The organism is Staphylococcus sp. HMSC072B07, assembly GCF_001815505.1.
In the GTDB taxonomy this organism is placed as follows: domain Bacteria; phylum Bacillota; class Bacilli; order Staphylococcales; family Staphylococcaceae; genus Staphylococcus; species Staphylococcus simulans.
In genome coordinates this window covers 19,465-39,275 of sequence record NZ_KV820904.1, presented here as the reverse complement: position 1 = coordinate 39,275, position 19,811 = coordinate 19,465, and the positions used below count along the sequence as shown (strand labels likewise).

General features: G+C 35.2%; 16 protein-coding genes. 2 read left to right on the top strand and 14 right to left on the bottom strand.

Going from position 1 to position 19,811, the window contains the following annotated elements; genetic code table 11:
* Positions 1-156: 156 nt before the first annotated feature.
* The 13 genes from rpsB to HMPREF3031_RS04920 all read right to left on the bottom strand — a co-directional run bounded on the left by rpsB (position 157) and on the right by HMPREF3031_RS04920 (position 14,284).
* On the bottom strand, positions 157-939 hold the full coding sequence (rpsB, locus tag HMPREF3031_RS04980; RefSeq protein ID WP_002480694.1) for a 30S ribosomal protein S2: 783 nt from the start codon (positions 937-939) through the stop codon (positions 157-159).
* A gap of 186 nt (positions 940-1,125) precedes the next feature.
* Positions 1,126-1,899 carry a GTP-sensing pleiotropic transcriptional regulator CodY gene (gene codY / locus HMPREF3031_RS04975; protein WP_002480693.1) on the bottom strand — a complete coding sequence of 258 codons (774 nt, stop codon included), beginning with the start codon at positions 1,897-1,899 and terminating at the stop codon, positions 1,126-1,128.
* Between the two features lie 33 nt (positions 1,900-1,932).
* On the bottom strand, positions 1,933-3,339 hold the full coding sequence (hslU, locus tag HMPREF3031_RS04970) for an ATP-dependent protease ATPase subunit HslU (RefSeq protein ID WP_002480692.1): 1,407 nt from the start codon (positions 3,337-3,339) through the stop codon (positions 1,933-1,935).
* Between the two features lie 78 nt (positions 3,340-3,417).
* Entirely contained in the window at positions 3,418-3,957 is a 540-nt protein-coding gene (hslV, locus tag HMPREF3031_RS04965; RefSeq protein ID WP_002480691.1) for an ATP-dependent protease subunit HslV, read from the bottom strand.
* Positions 3,958-3,959: 2 nt separating this feature from the next.
* Positions 3,960-4,850, bottom strand: a complete 891-nt coding sequence (gene xerC / locus HMPREF3031_RS04960; protein ID WP_002480690.1) for a tyrosine recombinase XerC — start codon at positions 4,848-4,850, stop codon at positions 3,960-3,962.
* A 121-nt stretch (positions 4,851-4,971) separates the two neighbouring features.
* Complete coding sequence (trmFO, locus tag HMPREF3031_RS04955) at positions 4,972-6,279, bottom strand: FADH(2)-oxidizing methylenetetrahydrofolate--tRNA-(uracil(54)-C(5))-methyltransferase TrmFO (protein ID WP_002480689.1); 1,308 nt, start codon at positions 6,277-6,279, stop codon at positions 4,972-4,974.
* 83 nt (positions 6,280-6,362) lie between these two features.
* Positions 6,363-8,429, bottom strand: a complete 2,067-nt coding sequence (gene topA, locus HMPREF3031_RS04950; RefSeq protein WP_023015697.1) for a type I DNA topoisomerase — start codon at positions 8,427-8,429, stop codon at positions 6,363-6,365.
* A gap of 142 nt (positions 8,430-8,571) precedes the next feature.
* Positions 8,572-9,462, bottom strand: coding sequence for a DNA-processing protein DprA (gene dprA / locus HMPREF3031_RS04945; protein WP_002480687.1), 891 nt, complete (start codon positions 9,460-9,462; stop codon positions 8,572-8,574).
* Between the two features lie 219 nt (positions 9,463-9,681).
* Complete coding sequence (gene sucD / locus HMPREF3031_RS04940) at positions 9,682-10,596, bottom strand: succinate--CoA ligase subunit alpha (RefSeq protein WP_002480686.1); 915 nt, start codon at positions 10,594-10,596, stop codon at positions 9,682-9,684.
* Between the two features lie 20 nt (positions 10,597-10,616).
* Positions 10,617-11,783, bottom strand: coding sequence for an ADP-forming succinate--CoA ligase subunit beta (gene sucC, locus HMPREF3031_RS04935; RefSeq protein WP_002480685.1), 1,167 nt, complete (start codon positions 11,781-11,783; stop codon positions 10,617-10,619).
* A 228-nt stretch (positions 11,784-12,011) separates the two neighbouring features.
* Positions 12,012-12,782 (bottom strand): ribonuclease HII, encoded by a 771-nt coding sequence (locus HMPREF3031_RS04930; RefSeq protein WP_002480684.1) that lies wholly within the window; start codon positions 12,780-12,782, stop codon positions 12,012-12,014.
* Positions 12,782-13,651, bottom strand: a complete 870-nt coding sequence (gene ylqF, locus HMPREF3031_RS04925) for a ribosome biogenesis GTPase YlqF (protein ID WP_070724643.1) — start codon at positions 13,649-13,651, stop codon at positions 12,782-12,784. The genes HMPREF3031_RS04930 and ylqF overlap by 1 nt, the downstream gene beginning before the upstream one ends.
* Positions 13,652-13,795: 144 nt before the next feature.
* Positions 13,796-14,284 (bottom strand): GyrI-like domain-containing protein, encoded by a 489-nt coding sequence (locus HMPREF3031_RS04920; RefSeq protein WP_002480682.1) that lies wholly within the window; start codon positions 14,282-14,284, stop codon positions 13,796-13,798.
* A gap of 954 nt (positions 14,285-15,238) precedes the next feature.
* On the opposite strand from HMPREF3031_RS04920, the gene HMPREF3031_RS13875 reads away from it, so the two are divergent.
* Entirely contained in the window at positions 15,239-15,895 is a 657-nt protein-coding gene (locus HMPREF3031_RS13875) for a M48 family metallopeptidase (protein WP_373880221.1), read from the top strand.
* A gap of 97 nt (positions 15,896-15,992) precedes the next feature.
* Here HMPREF3031_RS13875 and HMPREF3031_RS04905 read toward each other — a convergent pair whose 3' ends face one another.
* Positions 15,993-16,847 (bottom strand): ABC transporter substrate-binding protein, encoded by an 855-nt coding sequence (locus tag HMPREF3031_RS04905; RefSeq protein WP_002480680.1) that lies wholly within the window; start codon positions 16,845-16,847, stop codon positions 15,993-15,995.
* Positions 16,848-17,085: 238 nt separating this feature from the next.
* Between HMPREF3031_RS04905 and HMPREF3031_RS04900 the strand changes: the two genes are divergently transcribed.
* Complete coding sequence (locus HMPREF3031_RS04900) at positions 17,086-19,698, top strand: YfhO family protein (RefSeq protein WP_002480679.1); 2,613 nt, start codon at positions 17,086-17,088, stop codon at positions 19,696-19,698.
* Positions 19,699-19,811 lie beyond the last annotated feature (113 nt).

The following is a 19,811-nucleotide window of genomic DNA, read 5'->3' as shown; positions in this document are numbered from 1 at the left end:
GTCTCGCGTTAAACGCGTAAACTCTGATTATTCTTTATTTTTTATACGCTTATCAAGTATGCATCGCATACTCAATAAAAGCTTTACTTTTTATTCATATTATTTTTAAAAAAAGGTGATAAGCCTCAATATCTTATCACCCATTTTGAATTATTCTTAGTTTGATTCAACAGAAGTTTCTTCAGTTTCTTTTGCTTCGCCTTTATCTTCTTCTTTTAAGTCGATGTTTTGCTCAGCAGCTACTTCTTCATTAGAAACACCTTGTTGTCCTTCTAAGATCGCATCAGCCATTTTGCCTGTTAATAATTTAACGGCACGGATAGCATCATCGTTTGCTGGAATTACGTAATCAATTTCATCTGGATCGCAGTTAGTATCAACGATACCTACGATTGGGATGTGTAATTTACGTGCTTCAGCAATCGCGTTGCGCTCTTTACGAGGGTCAACTACGAATAATGCTTGAGGCATTGATTTCATATCACGAATACCACCTAAGAATTTGATTAAACGGTCGTATTCTTTTTTGATTTCAACTACTTCTTTTTTAGGTAATACTTCGAATAAGCCGTCTTCTTCCATTTTTTCAATTTCAGAAATACGTTTTACTCGTTTAGAGATTGTTTTGTAGTTAGTCAAGATTCCGCCTAACCATCTTTGGTTAACGTAGAATTGACCAGCGCGCTCAGCTTCATTTTTGATTGATTCTTGAGCTTGTTTTTTAGTACCTACGAATAAGACTTTACCGCCATCTTCTGATACTTGTTTAAGGAAGTTGTAAGCTTCGTCAACTTTTTTCACTGTTTTTTGTAAGTCGATGATATAGATACCATTTCTTTCAGTGAAAATGTATTTTTTCATTTTTGGGTTCCAACGGCGTGTTTGGTGACCGAAGTGAACACCTGCTTCTAGCAATTGTTTCATTGAAATTACTGCCATGATTAAAATCCTCCAATTTGGTTATTTTCCTCCATAAATAGCTCATGTAATAACGACGCAATAACATCGCACCAATTACATTTCAGCTCTTTATGTGTGTTATCGGCTTTATAGCCGTCATTAAATATAACATACTGCCGTCAATAAAGCAATATTTAAAATTTAAGTTGTCAGCGTTCTATCGTCTTATTTTGTTTTTTCTAATTCGTCTAAGAATTGTTCTTTTTTAACTTTGATGAAAGTACCTTTCATACCAAGTGAACGTGACTCGATAACACCAGCACTTTCAAGTTTACGTAATGCATTTACGATAACTGAACGCGTGATGCCGACACGGTCAGCAACTTTAGATGCGATTAATAATCCTTCTTTACCGCCTAATTCTTCAAAGATATGCTCGATTGCTTCTCTTTCTGAGTATGATAAAGAATTGATCGCCATGTTGATTGCTGCTTTATCACGTGCTTCTTGTTCTACTTCACTGTGTTTTTCACGTAAGATTTCCATACCTAATACTGTTGCTGCATATTCACCTAGTACTAAGTCGTTTTCATTAAACTCATCAGATACACGGCCAAGTACTAAAGTACCTAAACGTTCTCCACCACCTAATACTGGGAAGATTGTTGTTTTACTATCAATGAACGCATCTCTGTTTTCTGGAGGGAATACAGATAAATCATCATCGATATCAATGTTTGATTCTGTTTGTTTAACGTCCATTAATTTTTCAGTATATTCACTTGGAATATGGCGGTCTTCCAACATTTGATTGATTCGACTGTTTTTCAACAATTCATTCAAGCTTGCTCCTAGGATTTTACCTCTGCGTGAAACGATAAATACATTAGTTACAGTTACCTCACTAATTTTACGCGCTACGTCTTTAAAATCTACAGCAATTCCTTTATGTTTTTGCAACAGTGTATTCAATTCTCTTGTTTTTGAAAGTAAACTCATTTTTCTTCTCCTTTTGTATTTGTAATTATAAGTTTATAAGATAAATGCACTTAAATCTTTGTTTGTAGAAATAGATTTCAATTTATCATCAACATATTGTGCTGTTATCTCTACCACCGCATTCGGCATTCCAGGTGCTTCGTATGAAAGATCCTCCAGCATTTTTTCTAAAATCGTATGAAGTCGACGTGCACCGATATTATCAGTGTCTTGGTTAACTTGGAAAGCAATTTCAGCTAAGCGCGTAATCGCTTCGTCTGTGAAGTTAACCGTTACTTCTTCTGTTTGTAATAATGCTTCGTATTGTTTAATCAGTGAAAGTTTTGGTTCTTTAAGAATATTCACGAAATCTTCAACTGATAAACTTTCAAGTTCAACACGAATTGGGAAACGTCCTTGTAATTCAGGAATCAAATCACTTGGTTTTGACACATGGAAAGCACCTGCTCCGATAAAGAGCATGTGTTCAGTGTTGACACTACCATATTTCGTTTGAACGACACTGCCTTCGACAATCGGTAAGATGTCACGTTGTACACCTTGTCTTGATACGTCTTGGCCGCCTGCATGATTATTGCTGGCTACTTTATCAATTTCATCGATAAAGATAATGCCCATTTGTTCTGCTAATTCTAGCGCTTCTTGGTTTGCTGTTTCATGATCGATTAATTCATCTGCATAATCATCAGCTAGAATTTTACGTGCAGTTTTCACTGGAACTTCACGCTCCACTTTTTTCTTAGGCATCAATTGATTCATCATGTCTTGAACTTGTTGGTTTTGGTTTGTACCTAACATTCCCATTGCACCTGGGTCTTGTTCAACTTTGATACGAACTTTTTCTTCTTCTAATTCACCATTTAATAATTGACGGCGAATTTCAGAACGTTTTGTTTTAACGTCTTCTGTTGGCGGTTCTTCATCTTCATCATCTTGGTTGCCAAAGTTCGGCATCATTCCGCCGAATAATGATTCAAAAGGATTACCTGCATTTTGGTTCGCTTTTTTCTTCATACTCGGTACGAGCAATTTAACCAATTTTTCATTCGCTTTTTTAATCGCTTCGTCTTTAACTTGTTCTTTTCTAGCTTCTTTAACAAGTCTGACAGCAACATCAACCAAGTCACGTACCATGCTTTCAACATCACGTCCAACATAGCCTACCTCTGTGAACTTAGTTGCTTCAACTTTAATAAATGGTGCGCCGACGATTTTGGCCATTCTTCTTGCGATTTCAGTTTTACCCACACCAGTTGGACCAATCATCAAAATGTTTTTCGGAACGATTTCTTGTTTTAATTCTTCGTCCAACTGACTTCGGCGATATCTGTTTCTCAAAGCAATGGCTACTTTCTTCTTAGCGTCATCTTGACCGACAATGTATTCATTCAAACGAGATACAATGTCTCTTGGGGTAAGTTTGATTGCGCTAGCATCCATTCGTTGATCAACCTCCAATATATAATTTACCTCTTCCAATGTTTTGGAAAAATAATGTTGTCTTAAATTTCGTTGTACTTATAATTCTTCGACAATAATGTTGTCATTTGTGAAAACACAAATTTCTGAAGCGACTTTCAAACTTGCATAAGCCATGTCTTTTGCTGACATGTCTGTATGACGTTTTAAAGCACGTCCAGCACTTAAAGCATAATTGCCGCCTGAACCGATCGCAATTAAATCATCATCAGGTGCGATTACTTCACCTGTACCGCTGACGACTAATATTGCGTTTTTGTCCATTACAATTAGCATTGCTTCAAGTTGTCTCAGCCGTTTATCGCCTCTCCACTCTTGTGCAAGTTCAACTGCAGCACGTTCTAAATTACCGCTGAATTCTTGCAACTTAGTTTCGAATTTTTCGAAAAGTGTAAAGGCATCTGCCACACTACCAGCGAAGCCAGCTAAGACTTTGCCATCATACAGTCTACGAACTTTTCTTGCTGTTTGTTTCATGATGACTTGTTGTCCTAATGTCACTTGACCGTCGCCTGCCATTGCAGCATGACCATTTTGTCTGACCGCAAAGATTGTTGTCGCATGAATTGAATTATTCATTCCTATTTCTCCTTTTTAGCTCGAGGATGTGCATTTAAATAGACTTTGCGCAATTGTTGGTTGGAAACATGCGTATATCGCCCTGTTGTTGAAAGATTGACATGACCAAGCAAAGATTGCACTGTTCTTAAATCCGCACCTTCATTCAACATATGTGTCGCAAAGGTATGTCTCAATTTATGCGGGTGGATATCCGTCACCCCCGATGTGCGTTTCACAATATCATTCAACACATAACGAACGCCCCGTTCAGTAATCGGTCGCCCATTCATATTTACAAGCAAATAATCATGAGACGCTTTTTTGAGCGGAGGAAATTCTGAAAGATAACGTTCAATACTCTCTCTGCACATATTTCCAAAAGGAATAAAGCGTTCTTTATTACCTTTCCCAAGCACTTTCACACCTGGTGAATTTAAATCTAAATCCTCTAACTTAATGTTCACTAATTCTGAAACACGAATGCCCGTACCATATAATAATTCTAAAATGACACGATCACGCATGCCTTTATGTTCATCTTCTTCAACTGTTTCAAATAACGCACTCATTTCTTCTTCATAGAAAAAATGAGGCAAATATTGCTCTTTCTTTGGATGCACAAGTTGAACAAAAGGATTTACTACTGTGTCATCTTGCGTCATCCAGTATTCATAAAAAGACCGTAACGTTGAAATTTTACGAGAAACTGTTGTTCTTTTCAAGCCTTTTGAATATAAATAAGATAAATAATTTCTTGCATCCTTATATTCAAAAGATTTTAATTGTAAATGCTCCTGTTCTAAAAAAGAATTAAACTGCATCAAATCGTCGTGATATGATTTCAAAGTATGTTTAGAAAAAAAGCGTTCTACCTTTAACATGTATAAAAAAGAATCTTGGATTTTATTCAATAAAAACCCCTCCATCATTTGCATTGTAGCATATAGACAGAGGGAGCTGCAGTGATTTAAGTCTCGAAACCGCAAACGTTTTCTAAACACAAATCTATTTTATCAAAATATTCATAATTTATCACAATGTTTGCTTAAAGTTTTCTAAGTACGTTAAAGCACGGTTCGCTTGTTGCTCATAACGTTCCTTTTTATCTTTAATTCTTTTCTCAAGTGAAGGCACTAAACCGAAGTTTGCATTCATCGGTTGGAAGTTCTTATTGTTCTTCGCATGTGAAATATAATATGCCATACTGCCGATCATTGTTTCACGCGGGAAAATCACTTCTGCTTTGCCTTGTAGTTTATGCGCCACATTGATACCAGCCACTAAACCGCTGGCAGCACTTTCCACATAACCTTCTACTCCAGTCATTTGACCTGCAAAGTAAACTTGATCATGTCCTTTAAGTTGATATGTTTCACTTAAGACATCCGGTGAGTTGATAAATGTATTACGGTGCATAACGCCATAACGTACAATATCAACATTTTCCAAACCAGGGATTAAACGGATAACTTCTTTTTGTGCACCCCATTTTAAATGTGTCTGGAATCCAACAATATTATAAAGTGTACCTGCTGCGTCATCTTGACGTAATTGAACCACCGCAAATGGACGCTTACCTGTTTTAGGGTCTTCTAATCCTACAGGTTTCATTGGCCCAAATAGTAATGTTTTACGTCCGCGCTCAGCCATTACTTCAAATGGCATACAGCCTTCGAAATATTTTTCTTTTTCAAATTCATTTACCGGCGCAACTTCCGCTTCCAACACCGCATCATAAAAACGGTCGAATTCTTCTTCTGTCATCGGACAGTTTAAGTAAGCCGCTTCACCTTTATCATAACGTGACTTCAGGTAGACTTTATCCATATCAATCGTATCTTTTTCGATAATCGGTGCTGCCGCATCATAGAAGTAAAGTTGATCTTCACCTGTAATATCCACAATTTCTTTCGCAAGCCCTTCTGTCGTTAATGGACCTGTCGCAATAATTGTATAACCTTCAGGGATTTTCTCAATTTCTTCATTGATAACTGTAATATTCGGATGGGATTTCAAAGTATCAGTAATATAACCTGCAAAGTCATGTCTATCTACTGCTAACGCACCGCCAGCTGGCACACGTGCATTATCAGCCGCTCTAATAATCAATGAATCTAAGCGACGCATTTCTTCTTTTAACACACCTACCGCATTTGTCAGTGAGTTGCCGCGTAATGAGTTCGAACAAACTAATTCCGCGAATTTATCTGTATGGTGGGCTGGTGTTTGTTTTACTGGACGCATTTCAATTAAATTAACTTTGATGCCTCGTTGCGCAAGCTGATATGCAGCTTCTGAACCAGCTAAACCTGCACCGACCACGTTAACTGTCTCTGTCATAAATAAATCCTCCTCATTCAGATGAAAAGAGGCGAGACGCAAGCAGCGTTGTGCTTTTTGTGTCCAACCTCTCAGCTCTTACTTTACTTTTGTACTTCTTCTTTATAATCACAGTTCGAACATACGACTTGACTAGAACGTCCTTTTTTACGAACAACTAAATGATGATCACATTTCGGACAATCTCTGCCGACTGGTTTATCCCATGAGATAAAGTCACATTCTGGATAGTTTGAACAGCCGTAGAAGATTCTGCCTTTCTTCGATTTACGTTCTACCACTTCGCCATCCTTACATTTCGGACATTTCACGCCGATTTCTTTAACGATGGCTTTCGTGTTTCTGCAATCTGGGAAGTTTGAACAAGCCATAAACTTGCCGTAACGTCCCATTTTAATCACCATTGGTGAACCGCATTTTTCGCAATCTTCACCAGCAGGCTCATCTTTAATTTCAATTTTTTCCATTTCTTTTTCAGCACGTTCTACATCGTCTTTGAAGCCATTGTAGAAGTTGCCGACAACATTACGCCAGTTTTCATCGCCTTCAGCGATTTTATCCAGCAATGTTTCCATGTTTACTGTAAATTCAACATCGATGATTTCTGGGAAGTATTCTTTAACTTGCTCATAAACAATTTCACCTAATTCAGTAGGTACGAAACGTTTACTTTCTAACTTCACATAATTACGTTTTTGAATCGTATCAATTGTCGGCGCATACGTAGATGGTCTACCGATTTTCAATTCTTCTAACGTTTTAACTAAACGCGCCTCCGTATATCTTGGAGGTGGTTGTGTGAAGTGTTGAGAAGGTTCGATATCTGTTGCGATTACAGTTTCACCTTCATCAATAATCGGCAAGCGTTTGTTTTGTTCTTCTTCTTCATCTTTAGATTCAACGTATAATGTCATGAATCCTTTGAATTTGATAGCTTGACCATTCGCACGGAACTTAATATCACCTTGTTCAACATCCATCGCAACTGTGTCAATTACAGCAGGTGCCATTTGACTTGCGACAAAACGTTCCCAAATCAATTTATATAAACGGTGTTGGTCTTTTGTTAAGAATGATTTCATTTCGTCAGGTGTACGCAGAGTCTTTGTAGGACGAATAGCTTCGTGTGCATCTTGATCCCCTTGCTTACCTGTTTGTTTACGATGAGATACATATTCTTTACCGTACTTTTCAGTGATAAAATCTTTTGTTTCTGCTTTCGCATCTGCAGAAATACGTGTAGAGTCAGTACGCATATACGTAATCAAACCAACTGTACCTTGACGTTTAAGGTCAATACCTTCATAAAGTTGTTGTGCAACCATCATAGTCTTTCTTGTTTTGAAGCCTAATTTTCTTGAAGCTTCTTGTTGTAAAGTAGACGTTGTAAATGGATTTGCTGGATTACGTTTCTTCTCTTTACGTGTGACTTTAGTCACTTCAAACTCATTACCATTTAATTGGTCTGTAATGAATTTAACGTCTTCATTTTTTTGTAGTTTATACGGTTTGTTTTTATAATGAAGGAATTTCGCTGTAAACGTAGATTTTTTATAACGGAATTTCCCTTCTATTTTCCAGTATTCTTCTGGTTTGAAGTTACGGATTTCATTTTCACGATCAATGACTAAACGTAATGCGACAGATTGAACACGTCCTGCTGAAAGTCCTTTTTTAACTTTTTTCCATAATACCGGAGAAATGTTATAACCTACTAATCTGTCTACAATACGACGTGCTTGTTGTGCATCCACTAAATTAATTTCAATACTTCTCGGCGTTTTAAAACTTTCTTTAACTGCATCTTTTGTTATTTCGTTAAATACTACTCGGTTTTTCGCATGTTCATCTAATTTCAAAATGTTTGCTAAGTGCCATGCAATTGCTTCACCTTCACGGTCCGGGTCACTTGCTAGGAAGATTTTCTTTGCTTTTTTAGCATGTCTCTTCAACTCTTGAACGACTGGTCCCTTACCACGAATCGTAATATATTTGGGTTCAAAATCATCTTCAACATCAACGCCCATTTGGCTTCTTGGCAAATCTCTGACATGCCCCATTGAAGCGATAACTTTATATCGTTTCCCTAAATATTTTTCAATTGTTTTAGCTTTTGCAGGCGACTCAACTATGACTAAATTATCTGCCAAAGTAGATCCCCCTCTGCTTAAATAAAATGTTCCTTGTTACAAAGATAAATGATAAACGGTTTATTTTACATTTGTCAATATTTTAATTCACCTGAAAATGAACAGACATCATTTCATTTAAGTCTTTATTTCATTTTTTCAATCAATTTAATGTTTCATAATCTTCCATAATATCTTGCGCACTCAAAACGATTTTCGCACCTTCTTGTGCGCGTTTTAAATTTCCAATGGTCAATTTTTGAAATAAGCTGCCTGGCAACACATAAACATTTCTGTCTTGTTCTAAAGCTAAATCTACTGTGATTTGTGCGCCGCTTCTTTCTCTAGACTCAGTAATCAGTACACCTTGCGATAAGCCGCTAATGATACGATTACGTTCCGGAAATTTATATCTGGCAGGTCTATCTGTGGGGATATATTCTGAGAGGGTTAAACCTGTTTGTTCTATTCGTTTTCGTAATGCACGCGTTTCTTTAGGATAATGATGATAATGACCAAATGCTAAAACGCCAATCGTTGCCATATTATAGTGTAAAGCCGCTTCATGTGCAAATGCATCTCCGCCTTTAGCTAAACCTGAAACGATAACGAGCTCATGTAATGCTTCATTCTTAAAGAGGTATTCTAATGCATTTTGTGTATACTTTGTCGCTTCTCTAGAACCGACGACACTTAAATAGTGAGGTGCTTTTAAGCAAGTTCTATTGCCTTTACAAAATAATAATAATGGAGGTGCATAAATGTGTTTAAGCAAGTGAGGATAATCAGGATGAAAAATGGAAATTAAGTGGATGTTTTGAGCAACTAACGATTGATAAATATCATTAGGCTCTATCTGACAATATGTTTGATAATGCAGAAGCATAGTTTTAGAGGCAGTATTTTGTGAAAATTGTCGAAGTTTTGTCATTCTTTCTGGTAAATTTAGTTCAAAATAGTCTGGATACCTGAATAAAAGTGCATATATTTGCTTTGTGGAGTAACCTGCGTAGCGTAATCTGAGGAGTTCTAAATCTAATTCTTTGAGGTTCAATCGTTTACCTGCTTTCTTGTGGTTTTTTCGTTATTATACGACCTTTTATATAATGGAAACAATACTTTTCTATACAAAAGCTTATTCAGAGTTTCTACTATTATATATGAAAAATCAAGTTATGTTCAATGACTATGTGAATACTCAACTTTAACATGAAAAAAGGCACAGACTTGTACCTAAGTACAAATCCACGCCTGATTTATAAAACGCAGTGAATTACGCGTCTTTTTTAACTGTTAATAACTCTTCATAGATACCTGCTTCTTTAGCTGCTTCAATTAATGTTGAACCAATTTCAGAAGGTGTATCTGCAGTTTTAACACCATTGTCATTCAATGTTTTGATTTTTTCTTTAGCAGTACCTTTACCGCCAGAAATAATCGCACCAGCGTGACCCATACGTTTTCCTGGAGGTGCTGTTTGACCACCAATGAATCCTACAACTGGTTTTGTCATATTTTTACTAATCCATTCAGCCGCTTCTTCCTCAGCAGTACCGCCGATTTCACCGATCATTACGACAGCTTTAGTGTCTTCGTCTTTATTGAATGCATCTAATACATCGATAAAGTTTGTACCGTTGACTGGGTCGCCACCGATACCTACTGCTGTAGTTTGGCCAATGCCTTCTTCAGTTAATTGATGCACTGCTTCGTAAGTTAATGTACCTGAACGAGATACAACACCTACGTGGCCTTTTTTGTGGATGTAGCCAGGCATAATACCGATTTTACAATCATCTGGTGAAATAACACCTGGGCAGTTTGGTCCGATTAAACGAGTGTGTTTATCTTCTAAATAACGTTTAACTTTAACCATATCTAATACAGGAATGTGTTCTGTAATACAGATTGCTAAATCTAATTCAGCGTCAGCACATTCTAAAATTGCGTCAGCTGCGAATGGTGCTGGTACGTAAATAATTGATACGTTTGCACCTGTTTCTTTTTTCGCTTCTTCTACAGTGTTGAATACTGGTACACCTTCAACAACTTGACCACCTTTACCAGGAGTTACCCCAGCAACGATTTGAGTACCATATTCAAGCATTTGTTTCGTATGGAAAAGGGCTGTAGACCCAGTGATACCTTGTACAATTACTTTTGTGTTCTTATCTACATATACGCTCATCTTAGTGTCTCATCCTTTCCTTAGACTTCTTTGACAAGTTTGACAATTTTTTGAGCGCCTTCAGCCATAGTTGCTGCTGGCTCAATTGCTAAACCTGAATCTTTTAAGATTTGTTTACCGATTTCAACATTTGTACCTTCAAGACGAACTACTAAAGGTAATGTTAAGTCGACTTCTTTAACTGCTGCTACGATACCTTCTGCGATAACATCACAACGCATGATTCCGCCGAAGATATTAACAAAGATACCTTTAACATGATCATCACCTAAGATGATTTTGAATGCTTCAGTAACTTTTTCTTTCGTAGCGCCGCCGCCTACGTCTAAGAAGTTAGCCGGATTTCCGCCAAAATGATTGATTGTATCCATTGTAGCCATCGCTAAACCTGCACCGTTAACCATGCAGCCGATGTCGCCATCTAAAGCGATGTATGATAAATCATATTTAGAAGCTTCGATTTCTTTTGGATCTTCTTCTTCTAAATCACGTAATTCTAAAATGTCTTTGTGTCTGAATAATGCGTTATCGTCAAAGTTGATTTTCGCATCTAACGCTAAAACATCACCGTCACCAGTTGTAACTAATGGGTTGATTTCAACGATTGATGCATCTTTTTCGATAAATACATTGTATAAAGCGATTAAGAATTTAGCCGCTTTATTGATTGATTCTTTTGGAATATTAATGTTGAATGCAATACGACGTGCTTGGTATGGTGCTAAACCAACAACAGGATCGATTGTTTCTTTGAAGATTTTTTCTGGCGTTTTAGCCGCTACTTCTTCAATTTCAGTACCGCCTTCTTCAGATGCCATTAACGTTACACGATCTGTTGCACGGTCGATAACGAATCCGACATAATATTCTTTTTGAATATCGCAGCCCTCTTCAATGTATAAACGTTTAACTTCTTTACCTTGTGGACCTGTTTGGTGAGTTACAAGTGTTTTACCTAATAATTCATTAGCGTAAGCTTCCACTTCAGATAATGACTTAGCGATTTTAACACCGCCAGCTTTACCTCTACCCCCAGCGTGGATTTGTGCTTTTACAACATAAACATCAGTGTCTAATTCTTTAGCTTTGTCTACTGCTTCTTCAGCAGTGAATGCTACACGTCCTTCTGGAACTGGAACGCCCATTGAACGAAAGATTTGTTTTCCTTGATACTCGTGGATATTCATTCTCCATCCTCCTGTTTCTTAGGTTAAGTACACTGTTAATTATAGAAAATGTAAGCGCTATTGTAAACTGAAAGCGGCTATTTTTGTCAATTTTGTTAACTTTTAGACTTTATCTCGAATCCTCGCGAAGTGTGATATTGCAACTATTCTAGCTTTTTTCAAATTAATCTGAATATTACACAAGGTTGGAAACAAATATTACAATTTGCACCAACCTTATTTTTAAAACTATTTTGTTGTAAGAGATTTAATCGGTTCAAATGATTTACGATGTTCTGGAATCACACCTAATTTATCAATTCCTGCTAAATGTGCTTTTGTGCCATAACCAACATTATGTTCAAAATCATATCCCGGATACTGTTTTGCGAGTTCGCGCATATAAGCATCACGGTATTCTTTTGCCATGATACTGGCTGCTGCTATGGACACACTTTTTGCGTCACCTTTAATGATAGAAGTTTGTTCAATATCTAACGGTAATTCCATCGCATCAATCAATAAATGCGTCGGTTTGATAGATAAAGCTTCAATCGCACGTATCATCGCCACTTGCGTTGCTTGATAAATATTTAAATCATCGATTTCTTCTGGAGTCGCAATTCCGTATGCATATGTCGCTTCTGCTTCTAGCGCAGATTTCAGCTGGGCACGTTTAGCAGCCGAAACTTTCTTTGAATCATTTAAACCATAATATGCATGCCCTTCATTTAATACCACAGCACATGCGACTACTGGACCAGCTAAAGGTCCTCTGCCGACTTCATCTATACCGCAAATAATCGCCTTATTGTCATGCGCTAAAATATCATTTTCATATAACGACATCTCTTGGTACTGCTCAACAAGTGCCGCTTCCTTTTCTAATTGTCTTTTACGACTTAATAAAGCTTGTTGTACACCTTTTCTTTCATCTTGATGCCATTCAAGTGTTTCCAGTTCAGCTAAAGTTTTTACATCTTTTAACGCTTCTTTAATTGCTTTGATTGACTGTCCCATTATTTAATTTCATCTGCCATCTCTTGATAAATATCAAAACTTTGCGTACCAAGTTTCGCATTTCTAATATCATTAATAATTAATTCAATGACTGATTCATAATCCACTTCATTGCCGCGTTGTAGTAGACCACGTCGACGTCCAATCGCATCAAACCATTCAATATTTTCAGCTTCTGCATCTAAATCAATATTATAATGTTTTTGTAATGCTTCTAGCGCGTGTGCTTTATAGAACTCTAAACCAAAAATGGCAACGTCATCTAAGTGTACGATACTGTCTTTAATCGCACCTGTTAAACTTAATTTCTTACCAACTGTTTGATCTTCAAATTTCGGCCATAAAATCCCTGGTGTATCTAATAATTGCAGTGATTTACCTACTTTAATCCATTGTTGTTGTTTCGTTACACCTGGTGTATTACCTGTTTTCGCAATAGCTTTATTCGCAAGTTTATTAATTAACGTAGATTTACCTACATTTGGAATACCTACAATCATGGCACGAATTGCACGTGGTTTTAAGCCTTTCGCTTTATCACGTTCGAACTTTTCTTTTGTCGCTTGTACAGCCGCTTGTTCTACTGATTTCAAGCCTTTACCATGCTTCGCATCTACTGATACTGGGAAATAACCTTTACTTCTGAAATAGTCTTCCCATTTGGCCGTTTCATTTAAATTCGCCATATCTTTTTTATTTAAAATAACCACACGTGGTTTATTTTGAATCACTTCATCAATCATCGGGTTTCTTGAACTGTAAGGGATACGTACGTCTACTAATTCAAAGACCACATCCACTTTCTTTAACTGTTCGGACACTTCACGTTTAGCTTTCGCCATATGCCCTGGATACCATTGAATAACCATGTTTCATCACCTTTCATTCATCGCTTTACTCTATTTTACATTCTCTCTATTATACTATATTTTGGAAGTCTTGAAAAAATGAAAAAAGAAACCCAAACAACTGATTAAGTGCTTGAGTTTCTTACATCAATAATTAAATTTATATTAGTTGTTTAATTCTTCTTTCTTTACCACCGGCACATACACTTGTGCTTCATAATCTGATGAAGTCACATCTCCATGTGGATAGAATTCAAAAGCTGGTCCTTCAGCCATGTGATAACCTTCGCTTGCTAAGAACTCAGGGTTAAACACTTTTTGACATACTTGCTGGATTGATTCTGGTACAGGTCCTTTAGCATTTACAACCATATAATCGCCTTGAGGTAGAGCATAAGGATGCAAGCCTGATCCAAATTGATTATCAGAAGTTACCGCAATTAAGTAATTCATCCCTGCTTCTGTAGGTACAATCACTCCTAAGTATCCTTCTAATTGGTGGTTGCTTAATTCAGATAAAGTTTGTTCTTCACCTGATTCATGAAATTTTTGCCATGCTTTCGGTAAATTTTGTTGCGCGTCTTGCATCGTCGCATATTTACTCAAATAACCAATAACCTTTAATTCATTTAAATGCTTTACTTCGTATTCCATATACGCCACTCCCGTCATTTCAATTAAACTTGATTAGTGTTTAATACCCTATTTTCTTTATAATACGGCATAAAAAAAATACAAGCACCGAAAAAGGTAGTATTCAAATTACTACCATAACCTTAATAAAACCACAAATTTGTATACAAATATAACTTGACTAATAAGTAATAATTTTATACTTTAACAATGTACCTTTATATTTTAATAATCATTTATACAATCCGTTTAACGTAATATACCTTTTCATCATCATATCAATCAGTGTAATACCATTATGGAAACTTAATAAGTTTCACTTGCCTTCTTATTTCATTATAACGATCGACAAGTCTGCAAGTATAAGACACCTTACTACTTATTACTTATTCATATTATATTATTAGGAGGAGATTTAATGTTTCTTGAGAAATTAAGATGCAGTAACTGTAACAAAGAGATAAATAAAAATGAAGTAATTACTATAAAAATAAACGAAAGCAAATTAAAAGGGTATACAATGCTTAGCAACTGGGCGAAAAGTCAAAAAGTTTTCTGTGAAAAATGTTCAAACAACAAATAGTTATTGAATACTTTGATTAAGAGATAAATACGAAAGAATACATAGTTTTTCACCTATTTTGATTAAATATGGAGGTCTTAGCTTTTTAATTCATGCTACTCCAGAAATGCTCGGTTTATTTATTAGAGCTTATATCGGTTTATCAAATTGGGGTGATATTAAAAATAATTATAATCAATACCTATCATTGTTTATTTTAGGAATTATACTGATTATATTCGCAGGCGCATTTGAAACCTATATAAGCCCTTTTTTTACAATTAAGATCAATTTAGATAAGGAGTTGATATATATGAGAATAATTTCATTGCTATTATTAATACTAGCTGTATTATTAAAATTCGACGTTTTAAGCACTCCTTTTTTAAGTTACAATTTAAAAAAATATATGTTTGCTTTTTCTTTTGGATTATTTTTTTTATGCATTTTTAAAACCGCTTGTCGATTTGATATTTGTAAACAAAAAGAGACTTACTAGTAAGTTTGTAACGGAGTATGTTCCTGAATTAACAAACAAAAAAATTAGTTTTTATTCTGTCAGTATGCCCTTCAAACCTAATCTATTCGCTGTTAAAAAAAAGGAATCCGTTATTATTATTGATGACTCATTAATTCAAAAATTAAATGAAAATGAACTCAGATTTTTTCTTTTACATGAGTATAGTCATATAAAAGATAATGACTCATTAAAAATGCATTTAGTTTCATTAAGTGCTTTCACTTTAACACCTTTTGTGTTCTTTCTATTAATGCCTATAATCAAACTGCCTAGTAATATTATTTTGTTACTCATTGTAGTTTTTCTGTTTATTCTGGTTTACTTTATCATTATAGCATTGAACTTTAAGTTCAAGAGAAATTGCGAATTAAAATGTGACACTTATGCATCTGAGTATGTAAATACTAAGTATATAAAAAGTGCATTCGAAAAATTTATTGAGTTAGGCATATTTGACTATAAAAGTAGAAGTATTTTATCAAGTCATCCTAGTTTAGTTGAGCGACTAAATAATTTAAACATGAATATTAATAACGACAATCGCTCATAATATACAATGCATTACATAAACTACAATAAAATCATAAAAAAATACAAGTACCGAAAAAGGTAGATGTTTTCGGTACTTGTATTAATCTCACTTAGACTTATTCTTCGAATTTCGCTAAGTCTTCTGCAATGTGTTCAGACGCTACTAAACCACGTGATTTTGCCCATAATTCACGGTTTACGAAATGAATACGTCCGTTTTTCTTCGCATTGATTGAATTATAAACTTCTGATTGACGTAATTCTTCTAATGCATCTGCATTTTCATCATCAACCATTAAAATTAAACGTTCTGGATTTAATGTTTTTAATTGTTCATCCGTTAATTTTAGATATGGTCCATCTTTATATTCTGGATACGTTTTTGAATCTGCTTGAGTGATTGCCATTTTGAAACCAAGACGTTTTAAGAATTGACCAACATAACTGTTCGCATCATGTCCTACAATATGATTATCTGTCACTACTGCAGCCAATGTGCCTAAACTTTTATCTAAAGTAATACCCTCTTCGATTTGTTTGATCTTTTGTTCATGCACAGCGACACGTGTTTTCGCTTTTTGTTCTTTTGATACAGCTTTACCGATTAACTCGAATGACTCTAAGTTTTGTTTATAATCGCCATCAAAGCTTTCAAGTAAAATTGTCGGTGCAATTTTTTCTAAATCTCTATAGATTTTGTGATGACGTTCACCGTCAGCAATAATTAATTGTGGTTCCGCTTCTCTTAAAGCATCTAAATCAGGATTGTTTCTATCTCCTAAAGAAACATATTCACCAATCTGTGTTCTGACTGCTTCAAATAAATTCTCTTTATTCCCATCATCAGCAATCGCAGCTGGTTTAATATCTAAAGCTAATAAATCATCTACGAATGAAAATTCTAATGCGGCAACTCTGTCCACATTCTCCGCAACTTGAGTGATGCCTGATTCATTTCTTACTTCAACCATATGTTTAAGACCTCCAAATTGATTTGTTATTGATAGTACTCCCATATAATTGTTACCGGTAGTTATATTCCCTATATGTTAGACATTATTCATATTAAGTTAATATGATACTTTACAAAATTTTAATATTAGTTGATTTATTTCCCTTTATAATCGCGTTACTGCTAAAATTAAAAAGGGTATATGTAGTATATTACCTAATTCTACATATGCATTTTAATTTCAGGAGAGACAAAAAATGAAATTCACCCTAAAACATAACCTAGTGCGTTTTTTAAAAATTGCTGGTATCGGCACATTAATAATGCTGATTATTTTCTATCCTGCAATCCGCGCTTATACGAAACATCAAATTGTATTCAGTGGTGCAGGCGATGGTTTCAGACAAATGATGCCATTTCAAAAATACTTATATGAACATGTCACACACTTTTCAAGTTTCTACGATATTTCTTTCGGTTTAGGCGGAGATTATATCGCAGATTTAGCTTATTATTATTCAACCTCTCCACTTACCTACTTAAACTTTTTATTTGTGTGGTTAGGCGAACATCTCTTACATATGAATCCAAGCAGTATTGAATTTTGGCCAGGAAACCAATTATTCTTTGCGATTGTAGAAGCCATTTTGACATTTATTGCTGCTTACTATATGATGCGCTATTTTAAATTAAAACGTTATACCGCACTGATCGCTACAATTTTATACACCGCTTCTAATGTCATGATGTATTTCAACTTCACTTGGTCATTTTATGGTGATGTATTGATTTACTTACCGTTGACAATATTAGGTGTAGAAAAGTTATTTAGAGAACGTAAAGCCGCTTTATTGATTATCGGTTTAGGCTTAACGCTGATGTCGAACTTTTATTTCAGTTACTATGAAGCTATTATTATCGGTGCTTATTTAATTTATAGAACTGTCGCAGTTTATAAAGAGGATATCTTAAACCGCATACAGAAGATTTATATTACAGTGGTAACTATACTATTAAGTTTAATGGTCGCTAGTTTTGGATTTTACACAGGTGTCAGCTCATTCTTGCATAATGATCGTAAACAAAATCCATTATTAGAGTATCCATTCTTTGTAGATTTATTGAACACAGATAAACAAACATTTATATCAGGTTTTCATATTTTATTGTCGATTTTAGTTTTGATTGCCCTACTGCAATTTAAACTATACAAACATTATTTCTATCGTTTATTTGCGATTATGACATGGATTTTCTTATTAGGTTCATTTACCAACCCATTTGATAGTTTCTTTAACGGCTTTTCTATCCCGCAACGCAGATGGGTCTATATGCTGGCAATGAGTGCCGCAATATTGGTTGCTTTGATGATTCAATATTTAGCGGAAATGTCTATCATTTCTTTAATTGCCGCAACAATTCCAGCCGTTTTAGTCTTAATCATTTCATCACGTTATGCGGAAGGCGAATGGCATTGGTGGATCAGCACAGCTGTCATCATCGCAGTATTGTCATTGATATTAATTATCTATAAAGGTCAGATGAAGCATTGGATGAAGCTTATGTTAGTCGCATTAATTTTAGTCCAACAATTCTGGCAGTTAAAAGAATATAAAGAAAATATCTTGTCTGAGTATGAAGCAGAAGTAAAACAAGTCACAAATTATGATTACTTCAGTCATCCGCTAAATAAAAAAATCAAAGCCATTCAAAAAGAAAATCAAGATGATTTAATGCGTATTGATTATATGAGTGTTTATGGTTTAAACTCACCATTCATTTACAACTACAACGGCATCTCGCTTTATTCAAGCATCTTTGATGGTGAAATTCTTAATTATTATGATAATGTGATGCAGATTAATATGCCGATTGATAAAAACAGTACCTATCGTTTATTTAATAACCGAGCTAACTTAATGGCTTTATGGGATGTCACAGACCGCTTCAAAATGGAATCAGATAAAAACATACCATACGGTTTCGAACTAAAAGATAAAATCAAACATGATGATAGAATCTTTGTTCATTCAAAAAATCAAATTGATTATCCAAGTGCACATATTACCAACAAAACATTTAGTATGGACCAATTAAAATCACCGTTAGATCGTGAACAAGCCATGTTAGAAGGCGTTGTTTGGGATGATAAAAAAGGTAATTCAACATTCAAAACGAACCCTAACTTACTACAAAAAGCAAAGACAACATTACGCGATGCAAAACAAATAGATCAAAAACATATTCAAGTTCAAAAAAACAATGGCGGTTTAACCATGCAGCTGCCTGAATCCGTTGCGAATAAGTATCAAGATATGTATGTAGAAATGGATGTTGAACGTATCGCACCAGCTTCAGAACACTACGTAAAAATCAATGAATATAAACAAAAACGTAATCGCTTAGATTACAAATACCGACGATTTGTCAGCCCTGTGACTATGCGTATTAAAGCTTCACCAGAACTGAAGTTACAACTACCAAAAGGTAAATACCGTCTACAGCTTAAAGGTATTTATGGTGAAGATTACAGTACTTTAAATCGTACTAAAGATACTTTAACACCTGTCAAAGTTACTAAGAATAACCGTAACTTACACATTCAAAAACCAAAATCAACACAAGGTTACATTGTCTTACCTGCTGCCTATAGAAATGGAATGTATGCGTTAATCGATGGTAAGAAACACGAAGTTAAACAAGGTAATGGCATTATGACAGTAATTCCAACTAAGAAAGGTCAAACAGATATTTATTTAAAATATGAACCGCCATTATTAAAACCATTAATCGTCATCACAGGAATTGGTTTAGTGTTGAGCGTGGTCTGGTGCCGTTATCTACTCAGACGAAACAAAACGAAACAATAAAACAAACAGTGTGTATCCTTCTATATTTTGGATACGCACTGTTTTTTTAATCCCCAACACTATTTTTACCAATGACTTACGCTTTTTTTACTGTCTGTGATTATGCATATACA

Excerpts from the sequence above, each read along its gene's own strand:
- rpsB (WP_002480694.1), bottom strand. The coding sequence starts at position 939 with ATGGCAGTAATTTCAATGAAACAATTGCTAGAAGCAGGTGTTCACTTC.
- codY (WP_002480693.1), bottom strand. The coding sequence starts at position 1,899 with ATGAGTTTACTTTCAAAAACAAGAGAATTGAATACACTGTTGCAAAAA.
- hslU (WP_002480692.1), bottom strand. The coding sequence starts at position 3,339 with ATGGATGCTAGCGCAATCAAACTTACCCCAAGAGACATTGTATCTCGT.
- hslV (WP_002480691.1), bottom strand. The coding sequence starts at position 3,957 with ATGAATAATTCAATTCATGCGACAACAATCTTTGCGGTCAGACAAAAT.
- trmFO (WP_002480689.1), bottom strand. The coding sequence starts at position 6,279 with ATGACAGAGACAGTTAACGTGGTCGGTGCAGGTTTAGCTGGTTCAGAA.
- sucD (WP_002480686.1), bottom strand. The coding sequence starts at position 10,596 with ATGAGCGTATATGTAGATAAGAACACAAAAGTAATTGTACAAGGTATC.
- sucC (WP_002480685.1), bottom strand. The coding sequence starts at position 11,783 with ATGAATATCCACGAGTATCAAGGAAAACAAATCTTTCGTTCAATGGGC.
- HMPREF3031_RS04930 (WP_002480684.1), bottom strand. The coding sequence starts at position 12,782 with ATGGGACAGTCAATCAAAGCAATTAAAGAAGCGTTAAAAGATGTAAAA.
- ylqF (WP_070724643.1), bottom strand. The coding sequence starts at position 13,651 with ATGGTTATTCAATGGTATCCAGGGCATATGGCGAAAGCTAAACGTGAA.
- HMPREF3031_RS04920 (WP_002480682.1), bottom strand. The coding sequence starts at position 14,284 with ATGGAATACGAAGTAAAGCATTTAAATGAATTAAAGGTTATTGGTTAT.
- HMPREF3031_RS04905 (WP_002480680.1), bottom strand. The coding sequence starts at position 16,847 with ATGGTTGAAGTAAGAAATGAATCAGGCATCACTCAAGTTGCGGAGAAT.
- HMPREF3031_RS04900 (WP_002480679.1), top strand. The coding sequence starts at position 17,086 with ATGAAATTCACCCTAAAACATAACCTAGTGCGTTTTTTAAAAATTGCT.